The sequence below is a fragment of the Collimonas fungivorans genome, assembly GCF_028292705.1.
Taxonomy (GTDB): domain Bacteria; phylum Pseudomonadota; class Gammaproteobacteria; order Burkholderiales; family Burkholderiaceae_D; genus Collimonas; species Collimonas fungivorans_B.
Genome location: NZ_JAQGLV010000159.1, coordinates 24922 through 48754 on the forward strand (window position 1 = coordinate 24922; position 23833 = coordinate 48754).

The following is a 23833-nucleotide window of genomic DNA, read 5'->3' on the forward strand; positions in this document are numbered from 1 at the left end:
ATGAAAACACTCCTGCTCTCGCCGGAAATCAGCCTCGGCAACGACGGCTGGCAATTGACGCTGTCGCCTTCCGCCGGCGGCCGCGTCACTTCTCTCAGCTCGTCGCAAGACGGCCATGCGATCAACTGGATCGTCCCCATGCCGGAACACTGCCGCCGCCACGGCTTCCAGGCCAGCGCCTGGCCCAAGGCCGGCATCTACCCGCTGCTGCCGTTCTCCAACCGCATCCGCGGCGGCGCATTTTCCTGGGCGGGCCTGGACATCAGCCTGCCGCTGCACCCGGGAGAAGCGCACGCCATGCATGGCTTTGGCCACCGCGCCGAGTGGCAACTGCTGGATTGCGACGGCAGCAGCGCCGCCATGCTGTATGTCCATGCCGCCAGCGACAGCGGCTGGCCCTGGCGCTTCCAGGCAAAACAGACGATAAGCCTGGCGGCCGGCGCGCTCACGATGAAGATGGAGGTCACCAACACCAGCGATGCGGCGCTTCCTCCCATGCCGCTCGGCGCAGGTTTCCACCCGTATTTCCCGCGGCGCTTTGCCAGCCAGGTTTCCTTTGCTGCGCGACAGCTATGGCAAGCCGATGCCGGACATGTCGCCACCGGCGTCGGCGACGTCCCTCTGCAGCAAGACTACGGCAGCCCGCGCGGCATCACGCAAGAGGAAGAACTGACGCTGTACTACGGCGGCTGGAACCGGCGCGCCACGATCGGCGACGGCCGCCAGCACCAGATCGCGATCTCCGCCTCGCCCGTGCTGTCGCACCTGGTGCTGCACGCGCCCAAGGCAGGCGACTACTTCTGCATCGAGCCGGTGACCCATGTCGCCAACGCAGTCAACCTGGCGCAGTCCGGCTTCAGCAATACCGGCTTGCAGACCTTGTCTCCGGGCCACACGTTCAGCTGCGATCTGCGGATGGATTTTTCCGGTCCGGGGATTCCGGAATCCCCGTAGCGCCCGGCTGGCGCTTAGTCACACATCAATCACACAAATAAAAACTAACCGAGACAAAACAATGAAACGCATCAAAGGTCTGCGCTGGTGGATTATTGCCCTCGTATGTTTTGGCACCATACTTAACTACATCTCACGCAACTCGCTGGGCGTGCTGGCGGATACGCTGAAACACGACCTGGCGTTCAGCACCAAGGAATATTCGTACGTGGTGGCGGCTTTCCAGGTGGCTTACACCATCATGCAGCCGGTATGCGGCTACATCATCGATTTTCTCGGCTTGAAAGTGGGCTTTGCGCTGTTTGCCGCCGCCTGGTCGGTGGTCGGCATGCTGCACGGTTTTGCCACCGGCTGGATATCGCTGGCGTTTTTTCGCGGCCTGCTCGGCCTGACCGAAGCCGTCGCGATTCCTGCCGGAGTAAAAGCAGTATCGGAATGGTTTCCCAAACAGGAACGCTCGGTGGCCGTGGGTTACTTCAACGCCGGCACCTCGATGGGCGCGGTGATCGCACCGGTGCTGGTGGCTTGGCTGCTGTACAAACACGGCTGGCAATCGGCATTTATCGCGACCGGCGCGCTGGGTTTCATCTTTGCCGGCTTGTGGTTCTTCTTTTACCGCGCCCCTAAGGACCATCCCAACCTGTCCGATACGGAACGCGCTTATATCCTCTCCGGCCAGGAAAGCATTGCCGAAAGTCAGGCCCACGCCAAGCCGTCGGTGCGGGCGATCGTCAGCACGCGCCGCTTCTGGGGGATCGCCATCACCCGCTTCCTGGCAGAACCAGCCTGGCAAACCTTCAATTTCTGGATTCCGCTGTACTTTATTTCGGTGCGCGGCATGAACCTGAAAGAATTCGCCATCTTCGGCTGGATGCCGTTCTTCGCCGCCGACATGGGCGGCATCCTGGGCGGTTACCTGTCGCCGTTCCTGATGAAGCATTTCAAATTCAAGCTGGTCAGCTCGCGCATCGCCGGCATCGCCACCGGCGCGCTGCTGATGACCAGCGTCGGTTTTGTCGGTTACGTGGAAAGTCCCTACGTGGCGATCGCCCTGTTTTGCATAGGCGGCTTTTCTCATCAGATGATTTCCGGCCTGGTCAACACCATGACCACCGACGTCTTCAACACCCGCGAAGTCGGCACGGCCAACGGCCTGACCGGCATGATCAGCTGGATCGGCGGACTCTCGTTCTCACTGCTGATCGGGCAGCTGGCAGAAACTATCGGCTATACCCCGCTGTTCGCCGCGCTAGGCATGTTTGACGTGGTGGGCGTGACGATCCTGTTCCTGCTGTATCGCGGCTACAAAGACAGCAGCGTTGCCGGCAACTGAACCAGAAACTGGAGATTCTCATGTCAGTCAAACAAATACCCGAGTTTCACCTCGCCGCTCGCAAGGGCGCCATGCTGACGCTCAAAGGATCCGGCGGCCAGGCCGCCCACATCTTCGTGCTGGAACAAGACATCATCCGCGTCATGGTGCTGCCCGACGCCAGCCTGCGCTTCCCGCGCACCTGGGCGATTGCGCCGGGCGACCTGCAGCTGCCGCTGGCCGGACGCGACCGCTTCTCGCTGGCAGGGTTCGCGCAGCCGGCCTACACCGCAGAAGAACATGGCGGCGCCCTGCAGATCGAGACCGGGAAAATCCGGCTGACGGTGCAGCTCAAGGGCCTGTCCTGCAGCTGGAAAACCTGCAAGGACGGCGTCTGGCAAAACGCCGCACAGGACCGCGCCACGCAACATGTCAATTTCGGCTACTGGGACGACAAGGTCTATCACTACCTCAAGCGCGACGCCGGCGATGAAATGTATTTCGGCCTCGGCGAACGCAGCGGCGACACCAACCGCCACGGCCGCAGCTATTCCCTGAAAACCATCGACGCGATGGGCTATAACGCCAGCAGCACGGACGCCTTGTACAAGCACATCCCGTTCTACCTGACCTGGAACAAGCGGCAAAAAACCGCCTTCGGCCTGTTCTACGACACGCTGTCGGAAGGCAAGCTGGACATGGGTTGCGAGCTGGACAACTACCACGGCCACTACCGCTATTTCGTCGCCGACCATGGCGACCTGGATTATTACTTCATCGCCGGCGACGACATGGAGCAGGTGGTGCGGCGCTATACCTGGATGACCGGCCAGCCGGCGTTCACACCGAAATGGGGCCTGGGTTATTCCGGTTCTACCATGACGTATACCGATGCGCCGAACGCCCAGGAAAAGATGAATGAATTCCTGGAAAACTGCGAGCAGCACGACATGCTGTGCGAATCGTTCCACCTGTCGTCCGGCTATACCTCGATCGGCGACAAACGGTACGTCTTCAACTGGAACCGCGAGAAATTCCCCGATCCCCGGGAATTTGCACAACACTACCTGAAGCATGGCGTGCGCCTGTGCGCCAACATCAAGCCTTGCCTGCTGCAGGACCATCCGTGTTTTGCCGAAGCACGCGATCTTGGCCTGTTCATCAACGACCAGGACGGCGAGCCGGAGCTGGTGCAGTTCTGGGATGAAATCGGCGCCTACCTGGATTTCACCAATCCCGACACCATCGACTGGTGGAAGCAGGCGGTGACCAGTTCCCTGCTGGAATACGGCATCACCAGCACCTGGAACGACAACAACGAATTCCAGGTGCTCAATCCGCAAGCCACCGTCAACGGCTTCGGCAAGCCGTTCAAAGCGGTCGAAGCCAAGGGCTTGCAAACCTTGCTGATGATGGCCGCTTCGCAGGAAGCGCAAACCGCCTTCGCGCCGCAACAGCGGCCCTACCTGGTTTCGCGTTCCGGCGCGGCCGGCATGCAGCGCTATGTGCAGACCTGGTCCGGTGACAATCACACTTCATGGCAGACGCTCAAGTACAACATCAAGATGGGCATCGGCCTGGCTTTGTCCGGCATCTCCAACACCGGCCATGATGTGGGCGGCTTCAGCGGTCCGGCGCCAGGCCCGGAGCTGTTGCTGCGTTGGGTCCAGTTCGGCATTTTCATGCCGCGCTTTTCGATCCACTCGTGGAACGACGACAGGACCGTCAACGAAGCCTGGATGTATCCGGAAATCACCGGCGCCATCCGCAACCTGCTCAAGCTGCGCGCCCGCCTGACGCCGTATTTCTACGATCTGCTGTGGCGCTACCATCAGCACTACGAACCGATGATCAAGCCGACCTTCCTGGCGTTTCCCGACGATCCGCAATGCTTCGCGGAAAACGACGACATGCTGGTCGGCCCCAGCCTGCTGCTGGCTGCCGTGGTAGAACCGGGCCAGCACAGCCGCGCCGTATATCTTCCGGCAGGCGCAGACTGGTACGATTTCTGGAGCGGCGCGCATCATCATGGCGGACAGGAAATTGTACTGCCCGCCATCGGCGACCGGCCGCCGCTGCTGGCCAGGGCCGGCAGCTCCATCGCCGTCAATGTCGCCGAACAGCATTTCAACCGGCCCGCGCACCAGCAAGGTTTCATGGTCTTTCCGCACCAGGCCGACGGCAGTTTCGCCGCCGAATTTTTCGACGATGACGGCGCCAGCCATGCCTACAAGAACGGCCGGAGCAGCCTGTGGAAAATCCATGTGCAGAGCCAGGCAACCGCCCTGGAAATCACGGTCGGATGCAGCGGCGTGCAGCCGGCGTCCGACGTCGTGGTCCTGCTCCTGCCGCAGCACGAAACCCGCCGGCTGGCGGCAGATGCCATCGTCATCAGCGACGCCATCGTCGATGGCTATCGTGAAGTCCAGATAAAAATCACCAAGCCCAAGTTCTAACGCAGTCCAATAACTATACGGGAGACACATGAAACACAAAACACTGGCGCTGCTGACAGCAGCCGCCTCGCTGGCCGGCGCGAGCCAAGTCCGGGCGCAAAACGGCGTCACCATCTATGGCACCGCCGACGCTGCGATCATCTACTCCAGCAGCCAGCGCGGTCACGCCAACACCTATATGAACAGCGGCAACCTGAATGCCAGCAAACTGGGTTTCAGCGGCAGCGAGGACCTGGGCGGCGGCAGCAAAGCCATCTTCACGCTGGAGCAGGGATTCAACATCGACAACGGCGCCCAAAGCGATCCCAGCAAGGCGTTCAACCGCCAGTCCTTTATCGGATTGAGCAACAGCGGCTACGGCACATTCACGCTCGGGCGCCAGTACACGCCGTATTGGCGTTACGTCGGCGGGCTGGGACCGACCGGCGTGCTGACAGGCGCCACCGGCGCCCATCCAGGCGACCTGGACGGCCTCGACACGACGATACGCATCAACAATTCCCTGGTCTATGCGACACCGGTGATAGCCGGTTTCCAGGGCAGCGCCTTGTACGGTTTCGGCGAAAATGCCGGCGCCATGGGATCCGGCAATACCGTGAGCGCGGCGCTGCTCTACAACATCAACGCGTTTAGCGTCGCACTGGGATACCTGAAGCTGACCAACAACAATCTGAAAGGTTTTGCGCCCTGGGATCCGAACGTCACGTCAGGCAGCTATGCCCAGTCTCCCGTCAACGCCGGTTATGCCTCCGCCAAGTCGGTGCAGATGATCGCCGCGGCCGCGCGGTACCAGGCATCGGGCAAGCTGATGCTGGGCCTGAATTTTTCCAATGTCCAGATGGCGCCCGGAGCGGATTCCTTGTTTACCCACCAGGCCAGTTTCAACACGGCAGGCCTGATTTCAAGCTACAAACTGACGCCGGCCATCACGGTCGCAGCCGGCTACAGCTATACGCGCGAAACGGCCGCCAACGGCATAAGCAACCCGGCCCGCTATCAGCAGCTGTCCCTGGAGCAGACCTACGATTTTTCTAAACGCACCGCGCTCTACTTCCTGGAAACCTATCAAAAGGCGTACGGCCAGACCTTGGGCAAAGATGGGGTGACAGCGGTCGACGCCGTCGCGGTGGTCGGCGATTCGCAAAATGGCACGCCGTCTTCCAACGGCAAGCAGTTTGTCGCGGCAGTCGGCATCCGCCATCAGTTTTAACGGGGCTGCGCCGACGCTCCTCTACGGAGCGTCAGGCCAGCGCCTGGTCCAGCAGTTCTATCCAGTGCCTGACCGGGGTCTGCGTGCCTGACTGCAGATGGGTCAGGCAGCCGATATTGGCGGAGACGATCATGTCCGGCTGGGTCGCCTGCAGGCTGTTCAGCTTGTTGTCGCGCAGGCGATACGACAGTTCCGGCTGCAATACGGAATAAGTGCCGGCCGAACCGCAGCACAAATGACTGTCGGCGCACAGCTGCACATCGACGCCGACGCTGCGCAACAGGCCTTCCACCTTGCCGCGGATCTGCTGGCCGTGCTGCAAGGTGCAGGGCGGATGGTAAGCCACGCGCTGGGGAAATTTACCCCGCAATTTTTCCTGCAGCTCCGCTTCGAACGCCGGCAAGATTTCGCTCAGGTCCTTGGTCAGCGCTGAAATGGCCTTGGCCTTGACGGCATAAAGCGGATCGGCTGCCAGCAGATGGCCGTATTCCTTGACCGTGACGCCGCAGCCGGAGGCAGTCATGACGATCGCCTCGACGCCCTGTCCATTGCTGCCGATCACATACGGCCACCAGGCGTCGATATTGCGCCGCATGTCGTCCAGGCCGCCGGCCTGGTCGTTCAGGTGATAACGGATGGCGCCGCAGCAGCCGGCCTTGGGCGCCACCAGCAACTGCACTTCGAGCGCATCAAAAACCCGTGCCGCCGCGTGGTTGATATTGGGCGACATCGCGGGCTGTACGCAGCCATCCAGCAGCAGCATCTTGCGCGCATGCTCGCGGCGGGGGAAAATTCCCGCTTGCTGCTTTTCCGGAACCTTGTTTTTCAGTTTGCGCGGCAGCAGAGGCCGCAGCAATTGGCCAGCCGCCATGGCCGGCTTGAACAGCCAGGGGCGCGGCAAGAATTCTTTCAATAACTTGCGCGTCAGCTGCTGCGCGATGGGCCGCGGCACCTGGTCTTCCACCACCTTGCGGCCGATATCGAGCAGGCGGCCGTATTCGACCCCGGACGGACAGGTCGATTCGCAATTGCGGCAGGTCAGGCAGCGGTCCAGGTGGGACTGGGTCTTGACGGTGGCCTTGGTTCCTTCCAGCACCTGCTTGATCAGATAAATGCGGCCGCGCGGGCCATCCAGTTCATCGCCCAGCAGCTGATACGTCGGGCAGGTAGCTGTACAGAATCCGCAATGCACGCAGGCGCGCAGGATCGCATCGGCCTCCTTGCCTGCGCGTGTATTCTTGATGAAGTCGGCTAGATTGGTTTGCATGGCTTGCTGGCTAGAGCTTGGTTAAGGTTCGGACTAGAAATCCTGATACATGCGGCCGACATTAAAAATCGCCGCCGGATCGAAACTGGCTTTCAAGCGCCGGTGAATCTGCGCCAGCGCCGGCGCCAGCGGATGAAATACGCCGGCATCTTTGTCACCTCCACGGTACAGGGTGGCATGGCCGCCGGCGGCGGCAGCCGCGCTCCGGATCGCCTGCGCGTCGGTGTCGGTGAACAGCCAGCGCTGCGCCCCGCCCCACTCGACCAGCGTGGCGCCGGGCAATGCCAGCGGCGCTGCGGTCGACGGCAGCGCCAGCCGCCACAAGGGTTTCTGTGCGGCCGCCAGTGCAAAAAAGGCGTGAGTCTGCTCACGCAGCGCCTGCCAGAAATCGTCCGCATCGGCGACCGCTTCACCACCAAGGTTCTTTTCGGCAGCGCTCACCGCGGCCTGCGCGCCGGACAGGCGCAGCGTCAGCTGGCCATCTTGCCAGCAACTGGCGGAAATCGGCAAGGGCAAGCCGCCCCACTGGTTGAGGCTGCGTATCGCCTCGGCTTCGCCCATCGTAAACCGGCGACTGCTGCTGGCGAGTGGGCGCGGCAATACTTTCAGCGAAACTTCGAGAATCAAACCAAGGGTGCCAAGCGAGCCGGCCAGCAGACGCGATACATCGTATCCCGCCACATTCTTCATGACCTGGCCGCCGAAATGCAGGATATCGCCTTTGCCGTCCATCAGCACCGCGCCCAGCACGAAGTCGCGCAATGCGCCGACCGCCTGCCGCGACGGGCCGGACAAGCCGCTGGCGACCATGCCGCCCAGCGTAGCGGCGCTGCCGAAATGCGGCGGTTCGAATGGCAGCATCTGGTTGTGCTGCGCCAGCAGCGTTTCGATTTCGGCCAGCGGCGTGCCGCAGCGCGCGGTAATCACCAGTTCGGTCGGCTCATAATCGATGACGCCGCTGTAACCGCGCGTATCCAGCAGTTCACCCTGCACCTGCTGGCCGTACCAGCGCTTGCTGCCGCCGCCGCGGATTTCCAGCTGCCGGCGCTCTGCCGCAGCAGCGAGAATCTGCCCCTTGGCCTGCTGCTTGAATAATTCTGGATCCATATTGTTCTGGTCTGCTCTAGAAGCGGGGGAGTTCCGCAAATTTCAGCTGGCCGCGCTGCACATGCATCTTGCCGTACTCGGCGCAACGCTGCAAAGTGGGAATCGCCTTGTCCGGGTTCAACAGGAATGCAGTATCGAAGGCGCGTTTGACATTAAAGAAAGCCTCGCGCTCCAGCGGTGAAAACTGCACGCACATCGAGTTGATCTTTTCGATGCCGACGCCGTGTTCGCCCGTGATAGTGCCGCCGACGGCAACGCACAGTTCAAGGATCTCGGCGCCGAACTCTTCCGCGCGATGGAATTCGCCCGGCACATTGGCATCGAACAGAATCAGCGGATGCAGGTTGCCGTCGCCGGCATGGAACACATTGGCGCAGCGCAGGCCGTATTTGTTTTCCATCTGTTCGATGCCCAGCAGCACCTGGGCCAGGTTCTTGCGCGGGATGGTGCCGTCCATGCAGTAATAATCGGGTGAAATGCGGCCGGCTGCCGGAAAGGCATTCTTGCGGCCAGACCAGAAACGCAGGCGCTCCGCCTCGGAGGTCGAGACTTCGATGCGGGTGGCGCCGCTGGCGTTGAGCACTGCGCTCATGCGGCCGATTTCTTCTTCCACCTCTTCTGCGGTGCCGTCCGATTCGCATAACAGGATGGCGGCGGCGTCGATATCGTAGCCGGCCTTGACGAAGGGTTCCACCATGCGCGAACTGGTGCGGTCCATCATCTCCAGGCCAGCCGGGATGATGCCGGCGGCGATCACGTTGGCGACCGCGTTGCCGCTCTTCACCACGTCGTCGAACGAAGCCATGATGACGCGCGCCGCCTGCGGTTTGGGAATCAACTTGACCGTGACCTCGGTGACCACACCCAGCATGCCTTCAGAGCCGATGAAAACCGCCAGCAAGTCGAGGCCGGGCGCATCCAGCGCAGCGTTGCCGAGTTCGACCACCTCGCCTTCAATGGTCACCATCCGCACACGCAATACGTTATGCACGGTAAGACCGTATTTCAGGCAGTGCACGCCGCCCGAATTCTCCGCCACGTTGCCGCCGATGGTGCAGGCGATCTGCGACGACGGGTCCGGCGCGTAATACAGGCCATGCGCGGCCGCCGCTTCGGAAATGGCCAGGTTGCGCACGCCCGGCTGCACCACCGCAGTCCGTGCATACGGATCAAGCTTGACGATGCGGGTAAATTTGGCGGTGGACAAGACCACGCCGTCGGCGATCGGCATGGCGCCGCCGGACAGCCCGGTGCCTGCGCCGCGCGGCACGATAGGCACTTTGAGATCGCGGCAAGCCTTGAGGATGGCCACCACCTGTTCCTCGTTCTCGGGCAGCGCCACTACCATCGGTGTCTGCCGATAGGCGGCCAGGCCATCGCATTCGTAGGGCCGGGTATCTTCGATATTGGATAACAGCGCGTGTGCCGGCAGCAGCGCCCGTAAAGCACTGACTACCTGCTGTTGGCGGGCCGGGCTAAAGGTGGACTCGGCGGGCGCTGCTGTTTCCGCGTTCATTCTATTTTCCCATTGGCAGGCTGGCTATCGGAGGGTGTGTTTTCTGTTATCGAGTATAACGATATTGTGTTTTTTACAGAACAACTTCCTCGGATATCCGCCTGAAAAGCTTGCGCCGCGCAGGTGAAATATTTTCAGGCGGCCGGCAATGCAGCTCAAATGCGGCTGAAAGTATCCTTCATCCATTCGATGAAAGTCGTCACTTCCGGCCGTTCCTGCGGTTTTTGCTGGTACACCAGGTAGTAGGCATGGGGCGGCGAAGTCAGGCTGATGTCGAACAGTTGCACCACTTCCCCTTGCGCAATCATTTGCTGTGCAAAATGCTTGCGGGTCAGGCCGACGCCATGGCCATGGCGCACCAGTTCCAGCAACAGGCCGAGGTCGTCGGCGCGCAAGCCGGAGGACGGCTCGGGCCAGTCCAGGCCGGCCGCCTGGAACCATGGCTGCCAAGGCTCCAGGGCCGAACGCAGCAGGCTTGCCTTGCGCAGGTCGGCAGGCTGGTGCAGCGGACCGACTTTCTTCAGGTATGCGGGGCTGGCGACGGCAAAGGTAGGTTCTTCGAACAGTTTCTCGGTGGTGGTGTTGGGATACTTGCCGGCGCCGAAACGCACTTCCAGGTCGCTCTCGGTCAGACTCAGGTCGTAGAGCGGCACCGACAGGAATATCTCGACCACGATCTCGGGGTGCCGGCTGGCAAACCCGTGCAGGTGCGGAATCAGCAGCTGGCGGGCAAAAGTCGGCGGCGCGGTGATCTTGACGCGCGGCTGCACCTGGGCGTTACGCTGCGGCAGCGGGAACTCAGTCAAGGTGCGCAAGGCGCTGCGCACCACTTCCAGGTAACGGTGGCCGAATTCGGACAAGGTGACCGTCCTGCCTTCGCGCGAGAACAGGCGCTCGCCGACGAAATCTTCCAGCAAACGGATGCGGTGCGACAGCGCCGACGGCGTAATGCACAGCTCGTCCGCCGCCAGTGCAAATGACCGATGGCGGGCGGCGGCTTCAAACGCGGACAAGGCATGCACAGGCGGCAGGCGATTGACCAATGGGGTCTTATTCGACATTGGACTTACCACCGGATTATTTTCCCGGGATTCATGATGTTCTTCGGATCAAATGCATGTTTCAGCGCACGCATGGTGGCGATCGCTTCCACCCCATGCTCTTCAATCAGGAAATCGATCTTGTGCAGGCCGACGCCATGCTCGCCGGTGCAAGTGCCGTCCATGCCGATGGCGCGGCTGACCATGCGCGCATTGACGCCCTCGGCGCGCGCAATGTCGGCGGCATCGTCGGGATCGACCAGCATCTGCACATGGAAATTGCCGTCGCCGACATGGCCGATGATCGAATACACCATGCCGTTGGCCTCGCAATCGGCCTTGGTCTCGAGGATGCATTCCGCCAGGCGCGAGATCGGCACGCAGCAATCGGTGGAAATCGCGCGGCTGCCGGGGCGCAATTGCAGCAAGGCGAAATAGGCGTTGTGACGCGCGGTCCATAAGCGCGAACGGTCTTCCGGCCGGGTCGCCCATTCGAAACCTACAGCGTGATGTTCAGCCACCACCGCCTGCACCAGCTCCGCCTGTTCCTTGACGCCATTCTCGCTGCCGTGGAATTCAAACAGCAGCAGCGGTTGTTCCGGCAGCGCCAGCTTGGAATGCGCATTGATGGCGCGCACGCCGTTTTCATCCAGCAGCTCTACCCTGGCCACCGGCACGCCCAGCTGTATGGTCTGGATCACGGCGTTGACGGCGTCGGCGATGTTCTGGAACGAACAGACCGCGGCGGAAATGGCTTCCGGTTGCGGATAGAGCTTGACGGTCACTTCGGTGATCACGCCCAGCGTGCCTTCGCTGCCGACGAAGATGCGCGTCAGGTCGTAGCCTGCCGCCGATTTTTTGGCGCGGGTGCCGGTCTTGATGATGCGGCCGTCGGCGGTCACCACCGTCAGCGCCAGCGTGTTCTCGCGCATGCTGCCGTAGCGTACGGCGTTGGTGCCGGAAGCGCGGGTCGCCGCCATGCCGCCGATCGAGGCATCGGCGCCGGGATCGATGGGAAAGAACAGGCCGCTGTCCTTGATCTCGTGGTTCAGCTGCTTGCGGGTGACGCCGGTCTGCACCGTCGCCGTCAGGTCCTCGGCATGGATCGCCAGCAAGCGGTTCATGCGCGACAGGTCGATGGAAATCCCGCCTTGCAGCGCCAGCACATGGCCTTCCAGCGAAGTGCCGCTGCCGAAAGGAATCACCGGGACCACATATTCGCTGCACAGCTTGACCAGCGCGGCCACCTCTTCGGTCGATTCGACGAATACCACGGCATCCGGCAGCATGGGGTCATACGAAGAGGCATCGCGGCCATGATGTTCGCGCATCGCCACGGCGGTCGAGAAACGTTCGCCAAACAGGGCGCCGAGGGTGGCAAGCAAGGCGTCGGGCAACGGTTTCTTCAGGGCGGCGAGATCGGCTATGTGATTCATTGGAAGGTCTCCTTATCCTCTGAATTTTACTCTGCGGGACCGCGCTCTGCTGGTGTAAAGTACAAGCACCCGCATTCCACCCCGAACCAACCGGAAAAAAGCAGAAAAACATGGGCAACCGACTCTCGAAGATCGCCACGCGCACCGGCGACAAAGGCACGACCGGCCTCGGCGACGGCAGCCGCACCGACAAGGACAGCCTGCGCATCCAGGCCATCGGCGATGTCGACGAGCTGAATTCGCAACTGGGCCTGCTGCTGTGCGAACAACTGGCCGTGGGACTGCGCGAAGCATTGCTATCGATACAACACGATCTGTTCGATCTCGGCGGCGAACTGTGCATTCCCGGTTATGCGCTGGTCAGCGCGGCGCAGGTGGCCCGGCTCGACGACCTGCTGGAAAAATACAATGCCGACCTGCCGCCGCTCAAGGATTTCATCCTGCCGGGCGGCAACCGCCCGGCGGCGCTGGCGCATGTCTGCCGCACGGTCTGCCGGCGCGCAGAACGCAGCATCGTCAGCCTGGGCAAGAGTGAAACGGTGAATGAGGCAGTGCGGCAGTATGTGAACCGCCTGTCGGACTTGCTGTTCGTGCTGTCGCGGGTGCTGAACCGCGCGGATGGCGGCAGCGATGTGCTGTGGCAGAAGGACCGCTTGCGCGATACGTAAAAGAACGGGATGAGGCCGCAATCGACATCATCCCGCCCGCTTTGGATCAATCGCGCTTATTTGCTCCGCTTGTCGTGTTCGATCAATGCATACGCCGAATGGTTGTGGATAGACTCGAAGTTTTCCGCTTCCAGCACATAGGCCAGCACCCGCGGCTCGTTGTTCAGGGCCACCGCGACGTCGCGCACCAGGTCTTCGACGAACTTCGGATTTTCATAAGCGCGCTCGGTCACGTATTTTTCGTCCGGGCGCTTCAGCAGGCCGAACAGTTCGCATGACGCCTGCGCTTCGATCTTCGCGATCAGCTCGTCGACCTGGATCTCGCCGTCCAGCACTGCGTTGACGGTGATGTGCGAGCGCTGGTTGTGTGCGCCGTAGGCAGAAATCTGCTTCGAGCAAGGGCACAGGCTGGTCACCGGCACCAGCACTTTCAACGTGATTTCCAGCTGGCCCTGGCTGATCTCGCCGGTCAGGCCCACTTCGTAATCCATCAGGCTCTGCACGCCGGAGACCGGCGCTGTCTTGTTGATGAAATACGGGAAAGTCAGCTCGATGCGGCCGCGTTCGGCGTCCAGCAGGGTCACCATCTTGCGCATCAGGTCGCCGAACGAAGCAACATCCAGCGGCCCTTGCAGGCCTTCCAGCAAGGCGATGAAGCGCGACATGTGGGTGCCCTTCTGCTGTTCCGGCAGATGCACGTACATGTTCCAGCTGCCGATGGTCGGCTGCGCGGTGGCCGCGGTGCGCACGGTCACCGGATAACGCACGCCTTTTACGCCAACGCGCTGGATCGCCAGGTGGCGGGTGTCGACGCTGCTTTGCACGTCTGGAATCGTCAGATTGTGGTCACGAGTATTCATGCTTAACCTTTGAATGAAAGATCGCATGGGAGCGATCTGGTCCCGCTGCGCCTGCTTGCTCGGCAGGCGAACCGGGATGATTGGATATTGGTGGCTTGAGCGCTGCCGCCTCGGCGGCAGCGTCCTGGCTGGAATTGCTTGAGAACGGCAGGCGGCCAGGCCTGCTTAATTCTGGTTGACGACCAGGCGCGGCTGGTCCTTGCCGAAGCGCTGGCGTATCGATGCAGCGATACCTTCCGCATTCAGGCCGCATTGCGCCAGCAGCTGGCCGACGTCGCCATGGTCTATAAATCGGTCCGGCAAGCCCAAATTCAAGAGCGGCTTGACGCATCCTGCCGCCGCCAGCGCTTCCGCTACCGCAGAGCCGGCGCCGCCCATGATGGAACCTTCCTCTACCGTGACCAGCGCATCGTGGCTTTGCGCCAGCTCCAGCACCAGGTCGACGTCCAGCGGCTTGATGAAACGCATGTTGACAACCGTGGCGTCGAGCAGTTCGCCCGCTGCCACGCTTGGCGCCAGCATCGAACCGAAAGCCAGGATCGCTACGCTCTGCCCTTGCCGCCTGATTTCGCCTTTACCCAAAGGCAATGTGGTCAATTCCGGAACGATGGCGGCGCCGATGCCGGCCCCGCGCGGATAACGCACCGCCGCCGGGCCGTTGTAGTGATACGCGGTCGACAGCATCTGGCGGCATTCGTTTTCGTCGGATGCCGCCATCACCACCATGTTAGGGATGCAGCGCAGGTACGCCATGTCGTAGTTGCCGGCATGGGTAGCGCCGTCGGCGCCGACCAGGCCGGAACGGTCGAGCGCAAAGGTCACGTCCAGGTTCTGCAGCGCCACGTCATGGATCAGCTGGTCGTAGGCGCGCTGCAGGAAAGTCGAGTAGATCGCCACTACCGGTTTCAGCCCTTCGCAAGCCAGGCCAGCGGCGAAAGTGACCGCATGCTGCTCGGCGATGCCGACGTCGTAGAAACGTTGCGGAAAGCGCTGGGCGAAAGTATCCAGGCCGGATCCGCCCGACATCGCCGGGGTGATGCCGATCAGCTTGTCGTCTTGCGCCGCCATGTCGCACAGCCAGTCGCCGAATACCTGGGTGTAGGTCATCTTGCTGACCGTGGCCGGCTTGATGCCTTCGGCCGGGTTGAACTTGCCGGGGCCGTGATACAGCACCGGGTCGGCTTCCGCCAGCTTGTAGCCCTGGCCCTTCTTGGTCACCACGTGCAGGAACTGCGGCCCCTTCAGGTTCTTCAGGTTTTGCAAGGTCGGGATCAGCGATTCCAGGTCGTGGCCGTCGATCGGGCCGATGTAGTTGAAACCGAATTCTTCAAACATGGTGGCAGGCACCACCATGCCTTTGGCGTGTTCTTCGAAACGCTTGGCCAGTTGCCGCATCGGGCCTGGCAGTATCGACTTGCCGACGTTCTTGGCTTGCGCATAGAACTGCCCCGACATCAGGCGCGCCAGGTAGCGGTTGAGGGCGCCGACCGGCGGCGAGATCGACATGTCGTTGTCGTTCAGGATCACCAGCATGTTGATGTCGTCATACACGCCCGCATTGTTCATGGCTTCGAACACCATGCCGGCAGTCATGGCGCCGTCGCCGATCACGGCAATCGCGTGGCGGTCGGTTTCGCCTTTGGTCTTGGCGGCCAGCGCCATGCCCAGCACGGCGGAAATCGAGGTCGATGAATGGGCGGTGCCGAAGGTGTCGTATTCGCTCTCGCTACGGCGCGGGAAACCGGAAATGCCATCGTGCTGGCGCAGCGTGTGCATGCGGTCGCGGCGGCCGGTCAGGATCTTGTGCGGATAGGTCTGGTGGCCGACATCCCACACCACGCGGTCTTCCGGCGTGTTGAAAACGTAGTGCAGCGCGATTGTCAGTTCCACCGTGCCCAGGTTGGACGACAGGTGGCCGCCGGTCTGCGCCACCGATTCGATGACAAATTCGCGCAGCTCGTCGGCCAGCGGCCTGAGTTGCGCCCGCGTCAGTTTGCGCAGGTCTGCCGGGCTGTCGATTGTGTTGAGTAGTTCCATATCTAAGCCTTCTGTTCTAAGCCTTGCGTTGCACGATCAAATCCGCCAGCTCGCGCAGGCGGCGTGCCTTGTTCCCAAAGATCGCAAGCGCCTGGTGGGCGTCGTTGCGTAATTTTTCTGCCAGCGCCTGCGATTCCGGCAAACCCAGGATCGAGACATAAGTCGGCTTGTTGTCGGCGGCATCCTTGCCGGCGGTTTTCCCCAGCGTCGCGGAATCCGCGGTGGCGTCAAGGATATCGTCCACCACCTGGAACGCCAGGCCGATGGCGGTGCCATAGGCTTCCAGCGCCTGGATTTCAGCCGGCGCCAAGGCCTTGCCGCCCCATGCTCCCAGCAATACCGAAGCGCGCAACAAGGCGCCGGTTTTCAGCTTGTGCATCTGTTCCAGCTCTGCCAGCGACAGGTTGAGGCCGACGCTGGCCAGGTCGATCGCCTGGCCGCCGCACATGCCGAGCGAACCGGAGGCTTGCGCCAGCAGGCGCAGCATGACGATCTGGCGCGCCGAATCAATTTCCGCGCCGATTTCCGCGCCGGCTTCGGCCAGCACCACGAATGCCTGCGACTGCAAGGCGTCGCCCACCAGCAAGGCGGTCGCTTCATCGTATTGCACATGCACGGTAGGTTTGCCGCGGCGCAAGGCGTCATCGTCCATGCAGGGCATGTCGTCGTGCACCAGCGAATAAGCGTGGATCATTTCGACTGCGGCGGCGGCGCGCTGGGCAATGGTGAGCGGCGTTGCAAACAGTTCCCCGGCGGCAAATACCAGCAAGGGACGGACCCGTTTGCCGCCATCCAGCACGGCATAGCGCATGGCCTGGTGCAGCCTGGCCGGGATACTGGTTTCGGCCGGCAAAAACTGCCCAAGAGCAACTTCCATATCAAGCTGCACCTGACGCATCCAGGCGGCGAAAGCCAGCTCCGGGGCCAGGCTTGATGCCGGGTTTGGTGTCGGGTTTGACAATTGCGCTGCGGTCATTCGTCGGCCCCGCTGCTATGGTCTTTCAAGGCTTCACCGGCAAAGGGTTTGAGCATGTCGCCTTCCAGCACTTTGACCTGGCTGTCGACCTTTTCGAGTTGCACGGCGCAAAACTTGACCAGCTCCGATCCTCGTTTATAGGCGGCGACGGATGCTTCCAGCGGCAACTCGCCAGCTTCCATTTGGGCGACCAGTTGCTCCAGCTCGGCCATCGCTTGTTCGAACGAGGCAGGGCTGCTGGCGGAAATCGGATTTTTTGGCATAGTGGCTATAAATAGTTTAGTTCGCTATTTTAGAGCAAAGCTCTATAAGCCGTTGAAATTCGAGGGCTTTATCTGGATAAAAAGCGTAAAACAGCGCCAAAATTGGCATTTTTATGGGATAATCCTCGGTTCTGTCCAAAATTTCCGTTTCATATTATTTGAACACAGGTTTTTGCGGATTCTTTCTCTCTTAGGTTGATACAACACATTTGGGGGTGGAGGGATGTCCGATCTGGCTTCTATAACCAAGCTCGCGCGCTCCGATGCGCAACTTCCGGTCAACGTCTACTTTGACGAAGCGCTGTTAAAGCGCGAAATCCAGCAATTGTTTCAGAATGGCCCGCGTTACGTCGGCCATGAACTGATGGTGCCCAACGTCGGCGATTACGCCACGCTGGCTTCTGAAAACGAGGGCCGCATGCTGGTGCGCAATCCCCAGGGGATTGAGCTGGTATCCAATGTCTGCCGCCATCGGCAGGCAAAAATGTTCGACGGCCGCGGCAATGCCCGCAACATCGTCTGCCCGCTCCATCGCTGGACCTACGACCTCAAGGGTGAACTGATAGGCGCGCCGCATTTCGGCGAGACGCCATGCATGAACCTGTCCAGGACGCCCTTGCAAAACTGGAACGGCTTGCTGTTTGAACAAAACGCCTTCCATGTCGGCGAGAAACTGGCGCAGCTGGGCGTGGCCAAGGATCTCGATTTCAGCGGCTACCTGTTCGACCATGTCGAAGTCCACGAATGCGACTACAACTGGAAAACCTTTATCGAGGTTTACCTGGAGGACTATCACGTCGAGCCGTTCCATCCGGGCCTCGGCAGCTTTGTCAGCTGCGACGACCTGGAATGGCAATTCGGCAAGGATTACAGCGTGCAGACCGTGGGCGTCAACCACGGGCTGGCGAAATCCGGCTCGCCGGCATACAAGAAGTGGCAGGAGCAAGTGCTCAAGTTCAGCAACGGCGAACCGCCGAAGTTCGGCGCGATCTGGCTGACCCTGTATCCCAACATCATGGTGGAATGGTATCCCCACGTGCTGGTGGTGTCGACGCTGTGGCCGCGCGGCCCGCAAAAGACCACCAACGTGGTCGAGTTCTACTACCCCGAGGAAATTGCGCTGTTCGAACGCGAAATGGTCGAGGCGGAACGTGCCGCATACATGGAAACCTGCGTCGAAGATGATGAAATTGCACTGCGCATGGATGCCGGACGGCGCATCCTGATGGAGCGCGGCGTCAATGAAGTCGGCCCTTACCAGTCGCCGATGGAAGACGGCATGCAGCATTTCCACGAGTGGTACCGGAGCCAGGATGGCCTGGCCTGAGCATTCCCGGATCAGATAGATAACGGGGGCCGGGGTTGGTGCGCAGGCTGAAGCGCGCCAACCCCGGCCCTTTGCCATTATTTAGCGCCGCCGGCATGCACTGCGACCAGAATCAGTCAGAATAGCAGCACCGCTCTTCTACTTCATTCCCGCCCCATGCAATCACTCTGGATGCTGTTCGCTAGCCTCATGTTTTCAATCATGGGAGTCTGCGTCAAGCTCGCCGCCGATCATTACTCCATCGCCGAAATCGTGCTGAGCCGCGGCCTGATCGGCATGCTGTTCATCGTCGTCCTGATCCTGCTGAAAGGCGGCACCCTCAAGACCCCCATGCCGCGCCAGCACCTGTGGCGCGGCGTGATCGGCGTGATTGCGCTGTCGATGTGGTTCTATTCCTTCAGCCTGCTGCCAGTGGCTACCGCCACCACCCTCAACTACACGTCCTCGATATGGCTGGCGGCAATCCTGTTCGGCGCCGCCTGGTGGCGCGGCAACAGCCGCTTCGAATGGGGCATGGCGTTCACCATCCTGCTCAGTTTCATCGGCGTGATGCTGTTGCTGCGGCCATCGTTCGACGCCGAGCAGACCACCGGCGGCATGATCGCGCTGGCCTCCGGCCTGCTCTCGGCCGTGGCTTACCTGCAAGTGCGGCGCCTGGGCAAGCTGGGCGAGCCGGAATACCGGGTGGTCTTCTATTTTTCAGGCACCAGCGCCCTCGCCGGCCTGGCGGGCAGCATCTTGCTGTCCGGCGGCGGCGTCCCGCTCTGGCACCCGCATAGCGCGCAAGGCCTGGCCTTGCTGATTACGCTGAGCCTGTCGGCCACCCTGGCCCAGATGGCCATGACGCGCGCCTACCGCCTTGGCAATCCGCTATTGACCGCGAACCTGCAATACACCGGCATCGTCTTTTCCAGCATCTGGGGCATCCTCATCTGGCACGACCAGATGGACTGGCGCGGCTGGCTTGGCACTGCTGTAATCCTTATCAGCGGTTTGCTGGCAACGTTTTATAATCAAAAGAAGGCGCGTCCGCTCAGCTCCTTGCATGAGGAAAAAACGGTGGCCAGCTAAACCGGTCCTTGATGAGCTGCCGAGCGTTGCCCTGCATCACCTGACACACACTTGATAAAAGGAATGCCATGTCTCAAGCCCATCCCTACCAGACGCTGATTTCTGCCGCGAACCTGCTGCAGAATGCGCAAAACCCCAACTGGGTCATCCTCGATTGCCGCCACGACCTGGTGGATGCCGCTGCCGGCAGGACGGCATACGATGCAGGCCACATTCCTGGAGCCCGTTTTGCCAACCTCGACCGCGACCTGTCCGGCGCCAAGCAGGCAGCCGACGGCAGCTTCAAGGGCCGCCATCCCTTGCCTGAAACAGATGCGCTGCTGGCAACGCTGCGGCAATGGGGCATCAGCGACGATACCCAGGTCGTCGCCTACGACGCCCAGGGCGGCATGTATGCGGCCCGCCTGTGGTGGCTGCTGCGCTCCATCGGCCACAGTTCGGCGGCGGTGCTGGACGGCGGCCTGGCGGCCTGGCAAGCGGCCGCAGGCAGTTTGTCGACGGCCGAGCCGGCTCCCGCAGCCGGCAGCATCAGCGCCAAGCCGCCGCTGACCACCAGCGTCGATGCGCATGACATCCTGCACAACCTGACCAACCCAAGGCGGACTATCCTCGACGCCCGCGCGCCGGACCGCTTTCGCGGAGAAAATGAAACCATCGATCCGGTTGGCGGCCATATTCCGGGCGCCAAGAATCGTTTCTTCAAAGACAATCTGCTGGCGGACGGCCGCTTCAAGCCGGGCCATCAATTGCACGAGGAATTCGGCGCCCTGATCAGCGAGCCGCAAGCCGCAATCATGCAATGCGGTTCAGGCGTCACCGCCTGCCACAACCTGCTAGCGCTGGAAATCGCCGGCTTGCACGGCGCTGCCTTGTATCCGGGCTCGTGGAGCGAGTGGTGCTCAGACCCGAAGCGGCCGATGGCCAAGGGCGTATAAGCGGGTCTTTAGTGATGGTGGGCGTGGCGCGTCAGGAACAGCACGATGGCGACGCCCGCCCCGATCAGCAGGATCTGCGGAATGGTTTCGCGCAGGGTTGCGCGGCGCTGCATCTGCGGCATCAGGTCGCTGACGGCAATGTAGATAAAACCTGACGAGGCAAATACCAGCACGTAGGGAATCCATTCCATGCCGCGCTCCAGCGTAAAGTAGCCGAGCAGGCCGCCCACCACCGCCATCAGGCTACAGATCAGGTTATACACGTAAGCGCGGGTGCGCGAAAAACCGGCATTGAGCAGCACGATGAAATCGCCGATTTCCTGCGGGATCTCATGCACGATGATGGCCAGGCCGGTGATCAGGCCCAGGTGCGGATCGGCCAGGAAGGCCGCGGCGATCAGGATGCCGTCGGTAAAATTGTGCAAGCCGTCGCCCACCAGGATCATCCAGCCGGCTTTGCCCGCCTCTTTCTTGTCATGCCCGTGGTGATGGCCGTGGCCGTCGTCCTCGTGATGGTGCGAATGGCGCAGGATGGCGAATTTTTCCAGCACAAAAAACGCCAGCAGGCCGCCCAGCAGCACGGCGAACAGCGTATGGTTGTCGGCCTTCGATTCGAAGGCTTCCGGCAAGGCGTGCAGCAGGGAAGTCGCCAGCATGATGCCGACCGACAGGCTGACCATGCGCTCAACCATCTTGGACAGCAGCGCGAACGAAAAAACGGCAGCGGCGGTAATGCTGAAAAGGCCGGCGATCATGGTCGCCAGGAGGATTGAAACAAGTGTGGAATTAATTTTTTTTGCTCCGGCAAACAGCTTTACATGCAACAAGGTTGCAAATTAAAGCACAGCTGCTGCATTTCAGCAAATTTAACTGCTTATCGGGGCTCGGGGGCTGCTAGCAAATATCCTTGTATCTGGACGGCAGGCGTCCAGATACAAGCGCAGGCAAACACACAGGCGTCAGCTCACGCCGTGTTCCTTGAACCAGGCCAAAACGCGCTTCCAGCCATCTTTTGCATCCGCTTCGACATAACTGGGCCGGTAATCGGCGTTGAACGCATGGCCGGAATTCGGATACACCACGATTTCCGACTTGCTGCTGCCCTTGGCCAGCGCCGCCTTCATCTGCGCCACATGGTCCTGCGTAATGCCCTGGTCCTTGGCGCCGTACAAACCCAGCACCGGCACTTTCAGGGTCGACGCGATGTCGACCGGCTGCTTCGGCGTCAATGCCTTGATCTCGGCCTCTGTCTTGCCTTCGGGGTCCTTGCCCCTGACCAGGCCGCCGTACCATGCCGCGGCAGCCTTGACCTTGGGGTTGTGGCTGGCGTACAGCCAGGTGATGCGGCCGCCCCAGCAAAAACCGGTAACCGCCAGCTTGTTGGCATTACCGCCATTTTTCTTGGCCCAGGCCACGCAGGCATCGAGATCGCCCAGCACCTGGTCGTCCGGCACTTTGGAAATCACGTTGACGTACAGTTCCGGGATGGATGCAAAAGCGGCCGGATCACCCTGGCGCTTGAACAGATTCGGCGCAATCGCCAGGTAACCGAGCTTGGCGAAACGCCTTGCGATATCGGCGATATGCTCGTGCACCCCGAAAATCTCCGAGACCACCAGCACCACCGGCAAATTGGTTTTGCCCTCCGGCTGCGCGCGGTAGATCGGCACGCTCAAGCCGTTTTCTTCGATCTCCAGCGCTCCGGCCGTGAGGCCCTCGGTATCGGTCTTGATCATGGTCTGCGCCGTCACCGGCAGCACGGCGGCGGCGAAGCCGGTGCCCAAGGCGGTTTTCATGAAAGTACGGCGGTCCACGCCGTCCGACAAGCTGGTTTTGGCCACCAGGCTATCGAACTCTTCTTTCAAATTCGGCATCAAGCTCTCCTTTAAAATTAACCTTCAGCTATCGCACCGGCAACGCTAAGCGACACGCCGTCCTCAATGCGCCTCGTCCCAATTCTTGCCCACTCCGACTTCGGCAATCAGCGGCACTTTTAGTTCAGCCACGCCAGCCATCAGCTGCGGCAGCTTTTCCCGCACCAGCGCCAGTTCGTCCTGCGGCACTTCGAGCACCAGCTCATCGTGCACCTGCATGACCATCTTGGATTTTAACCGTTCTGTTTCGATCCAGCCCTGTACTGCGATCATCGACAATTTGATCAGGTCAGCCGCCGTGCCCTGCATCGGCGCATTGATCGCGGCGCGTTCGGCGCCCTGACGGCGCTGGCCGTTGGGTGAATTGATTTCCGGCAGCCACAGGCGGCGGCCAAACACGGTCTCGACGTAACCTTGCGACTTGGCTTCCACCCGCGTCATGTCCATGAACTGCTTGACGCCGGCAAAACGCATGAAATATTTTTCGATGTACATCTGGGCGGCGGCGCGTTCGATGCCGAGATTGCCGGCCAGGCCGAATGCGCTCATGCCGTAGATCAGGCCGAAGTTGATGACCTTGGCATAACGCCGCTGCTCGCTGTTGACCTCGGCTGCCGGCGTGCCGAAAATCTCGGCGGCGGTTGCACGGTGAATGTCCACGCCTTCGGCAAAGGCGCGCAGCATGTTTTCATCACCCGATATGTGAGCCATGATACGCAGTTCGATTTGCGAATAGTCGGCCGACACAATCACGCTGTCCGGCGGCGCCACAAACGCTTCACGGATACGCCGGCCTTCGGCGGTGCGGATCGGGATATTCTGCAAGTTGGGATCGTTGGACGCCAGCCGCCCGGTCACCGCCACCGCTTGCGCATAGTTGGTATGCACGCGGCCGGTATTCGGGTTGACCATCTTCGGCAGCTTGTCGGTATAGGTCGATTTCAGCTTGGACAGGCTGCGATAGTCGAGCAGCACTTTCGGCAGCGGATAATCCTCCGCCAGTTTCTGCAGCACTTCTTCATCGGTGGATGGCGATCCGGACGGCGTCTTCTTGACCACCGGCAGCTTGAGCTTGTCGAACAGGATTTCGCCCAGCTGCTTGGGCGAGCTCAGGTTGAACGGCTGGCCGGCCAGTTCGTAAGCCAGCTGCTCGATCTCCAGCATGCGCTTGCCCAGCTCGTTCGATTGCGTCGCCAGCAGGCTGGCGTCGATCAGCACGCCGTTGCGCTCGATCTTTTGCAGCACTACCGAAGTCGGCACTTCGATTTTTTCGTAGATGAACCTGAGCTTGGCGTCGTCGGCGATGTGCGGCCACATGGTCAGGTGCAGCTGCAGCGTAATGTCGGCATCCTCGGCCGCGTATTCGGTGGCGCGGCCGATCTCGACTTCGTCGAAACCGATTTGCGAAGCGCCCTTGCCGCACACTTCCTGGAAGGTGATGGTCTGGTGGTTCAGGTGGCGCAGCGCCAGGCTGTCCATGTCGTGGCTGCGGTGCGATTCGAACACATACGATTCGAGCAGGGT

At 61.2% G+C, this 23833-nt stretch carries 20 protein-coding genes; 8 read left to right on the forward strand and 12 right to left on the reverse strand.

The annotated features are described in order from the left end of the window. The 4 genes from JWQ61_RS08400 to JWQ61_RS08415 all read left to right on the forward strand — a co-directional run bounded on the left by JWQ61_RS08400 (position 1) and on the right by JWQ61_RS08415 (position 5932). Positions 1 to 954, forward strand: a complete 954-nt coding sequence (locus JWQ61_RS08400) for an aldose 1-epimerase (RefSeq protein ID WP_304360124.1) — start codon at positions 1 to 3, stop codon at positions 952 to 954. A 61-nt stretch (positions 955 to 1015) separates the two neighbouring features. Next, positions 1016 to 2287 carry an MFS transporter gene (locus JWQ61_RS08405; protein WP_304360125.1) on the forward strand — a complete coding sequence of 424 codons (1272 nt, stop codon included), beginning with the start codon at positions 1016 to 1018 and terminating at the stop codon, positions 2285 to 2287. Between the two features lie 20 nt (positions 2288 to 2307). Then, the gene (locus tag JWQ61_RS08410) at positions 2308 to 4722 is read left to right on the forward strand and encodes a glycoside hydrolase family 31 protein (protein WP_304360126.1); all 2415 of its coding nucleotides are present in this window, start codon (positions 2308 to 2310) and stop codon (positions 4720 to 4722) included. A gap of 28 nt (positions 4723 to 4750) precedes the next feature. Further along, entirely contained in the window at positions 4751 to 5932 is a 1182-nt protein-coding gene (locus JWQ61_RS08415) for a porin (protein ID WP_304360127.1), read from the forward strand. Positions 5933 to 5963: 31 nt separating this feature from the next. Here JWQ61_RS08415 and glcF read toward each other — a convergent pair whose 3' ends face one another. The 5 genes from glcF to JWQ61_RS08440 form a co-directional block, all read right to left on the reverse strand. Next, complete coding sequence (glcF, locus tag JWQ61_RS08420) at positions 5964 to 7199, reverse strand: glycolate oxidase subunit GlcF (protein WP_304360128.1); 1236 nt, start codon at positions 7197 to 7199, stop codon at positions 5964 to 5966. A gap of 33 nt (positions 7200 to 7232) precedes the next feature. Further along, a complete protein-coding gene (gene glcE, locus JWQ61_RS08425) occupies positions 7233 to 8306 on the reverse strand; it encodes a glycolate oxidase subunit GlcE (protein WP_304360129.1) in 1074 nt (357 codons plus the stop codon). A 16-nt stretch (positions 8307 to 8322) separates the two neighbouring features. Then, a complete protein-coding gene (locus tag JWQ61_RS08430) occupies positions 8323 to 9822 on the reverse strand; it encodes an FAD-linked oxidase C-terminal domain-containing protein (protein WP_304360130.1) in 1500 nt (499 codons plus the stop codon). A 155-nt stretch (positions 9823 to 9977) separates the two neighbouring features. Then, the gene (locus JWQ61_RS08435) at positions 9978 to 10865 is read right to left on the reverse strand and encodes a LysR substrate-binding domain-containing protein (RefSeq protein ID WP_304360140.1); all 888 of its coding nucleotides are present in this window, start codon (positions 10863 to 10865) and stop codon (positions 9978 to 9980) included. A gap of 23 nt (positions 10866 to 10888) precedes the next feature. Further along, complete coding sequence (locus JWQ61_RS08440) at positions 10889 to 12298, reverse strand: FAD-binding oxidoreductase (protein ID WP_304360131.1); 1410 nt, start codon at positions 12296 to 12298, stop codon at positions 10889 to 10891. Between the two features lie 110 nt (positions 12299 to 12408). On the opposite strand from JWQ61_RS08440, the gene JWQ61_RS08445 reads away from it, so the two are divergent. Continuing rightward, positions 12409 to 12966 (forward strand): cob(I)yrinic acid a,c-diamide adenosyltransferase, encoded by a 558-nt coding sequence (locus JWQ61_RS08445; RefSeq protein ID WP_304360132.1) that lies wholly within the window; start codon positions 12409 to 12411, stop codon positions 12964 to 12966. A gap of 56 nt (positions 12967 to 13022) precedes the next feature. On the opposite strand, the gene folE2 is transcribed toward JWQ61_RS08445, so the two are convergent. From folE2 to JWQ61_RS08465, 4 genes are all read right to left on the reverse strand, one after another. After that, positions 13023 to 13826: a GTP cyclohydrolase FolE2 gene (folE2, locus tag JWQ61_RS08450; RefSeq protein WP_304360133.1), complete on the reverse strand. Its 804-nt coding sequence runs from the start codon at positions 13824 to 13826 to the stop codon at positions 13023 to 13025. A 165-nt stretch (positions 13827 to 13991) separates the two neighbouring features. Beyond that, positions 13992 to 15863: a 1-deoxy-D-xylulose-5-phosphate synthase gene (gene dxs, locus JWQ61_RS08455; RefSeq protein ID WP_304360134.1), complete on the reverse strand. Its 1872-nt coding sequence runs from the start codon at positions 15861 to 15863 to the stop codon at positions 13992 to 13994. Between the two features lie 16 nt (positions 15864 to 15879). Continuing rightward, positions 15880 to 16740, reverse strand: a complete 861-nt coding sequence (locus JWQ61_RS08460) for a polyprenyl synthetase family protein (RefSeq protein ID WP_304360135.1) — start codon at positions 16738 to 16740, stop codon at positions 15880 to 15882. Between the two features lie 95 nt (positions 16741 to 16835). After that, a complete protein-coding gene (locus JWQ61_RS08465) occupies positions 16836 to 17102 on the reverse strand; it encodes an exodeoxyribonuclease VII small subunit (RefSeq protein ID WP_061538930.1) in 267 nt (88 codons plus the stop codon). Between the two features lie 223 nt (positions 17103 to 17325). On the opposite strand from JWQ61_RS08465, the gene JWQ61_RS08470 reads away from it, so the two are divergent. The 3 genes from JWQ61_RS08470 (at position 17326) to JWQ61_RS08480 (ending at position 20435) form a co-directional block, all read left to right on the forward strand. Next, positions 17326 to 18429 (forward strand): aromatic ring-hydroxylating dioxygenase subunit alpha, encoded by a 1104-nt coding sequence (locus JWQ61_RS08470; protein WP_014004720.1) that lies wholly within the window; start codon positions 17326 to 17328, stop codon positions 18427 to 18429. A gap of 156 nt (positions 18430 to 18585) precedes the next feature. Next, on the forward strand, positions 18586 to 19500 hold the full coding sequence (locus tag JWQ61_RS08475) for a DMT family transporter (RefSeq protein WP_304360136.1): 915 nt from the start codon (positions 18586 to 18588) through the stop codon (positions 19498 to 19500). Between the two features lie 68 nt (positions 19501 to 19568). Continuing rightward, the gene (locus JWQ61_RS08480) at positions 19569 to 20435 is read left to right on the forward strand and encodes a sulfurtransferase (protein WP_304360137.1); all 867 of its coding nucleotides are present in this window, start codon (positions 19569 to 19571) and stop codon (positions 20433 to 20435) included. A gap of 8 nt (positions 20436 to 20443) precedes the next feature. On the opposite strand, the gene JWQ61_RS08485 is transcribed toward JWQ61_RS08480, so the two are convergent. The 3 genes from JWQ61_RS08485 to polA all read right to left on the reverse strand — a co-directional run. After that, entirely contained in the window at positions 20444 to 21205 is a 762-nt protein-coding gene (locus JWQ61_RS08485; protein ID WP_257722415.1) for a ZIP family metal transporter, read from the reverse strand. A gap of 189 nt (positions 21206 to 21394) precedes the next feature. Then, positions 21395 to 22309: a dienelactone hydrolase family protein gene (locus JWQ61_RS08490; protein WP_304360138.1), complete on the reverse strand. Its 915-nt coding sequence runs from the start codon at positions 22307 to 22309 to the stop codon at positions 21395 to 21397. A gap of 63 nt (positions 22310 to 22372) precedes the next feature. After that, positions 22373 to 23833, reverse strand: a 1461-nt coding sequence (polA, locus tag JWQ61_RS08495) for a DNA polymerase I (RefSeq protein ID WP_304360139.1), incomplete at its 5' end; no start/stop codon positions are given.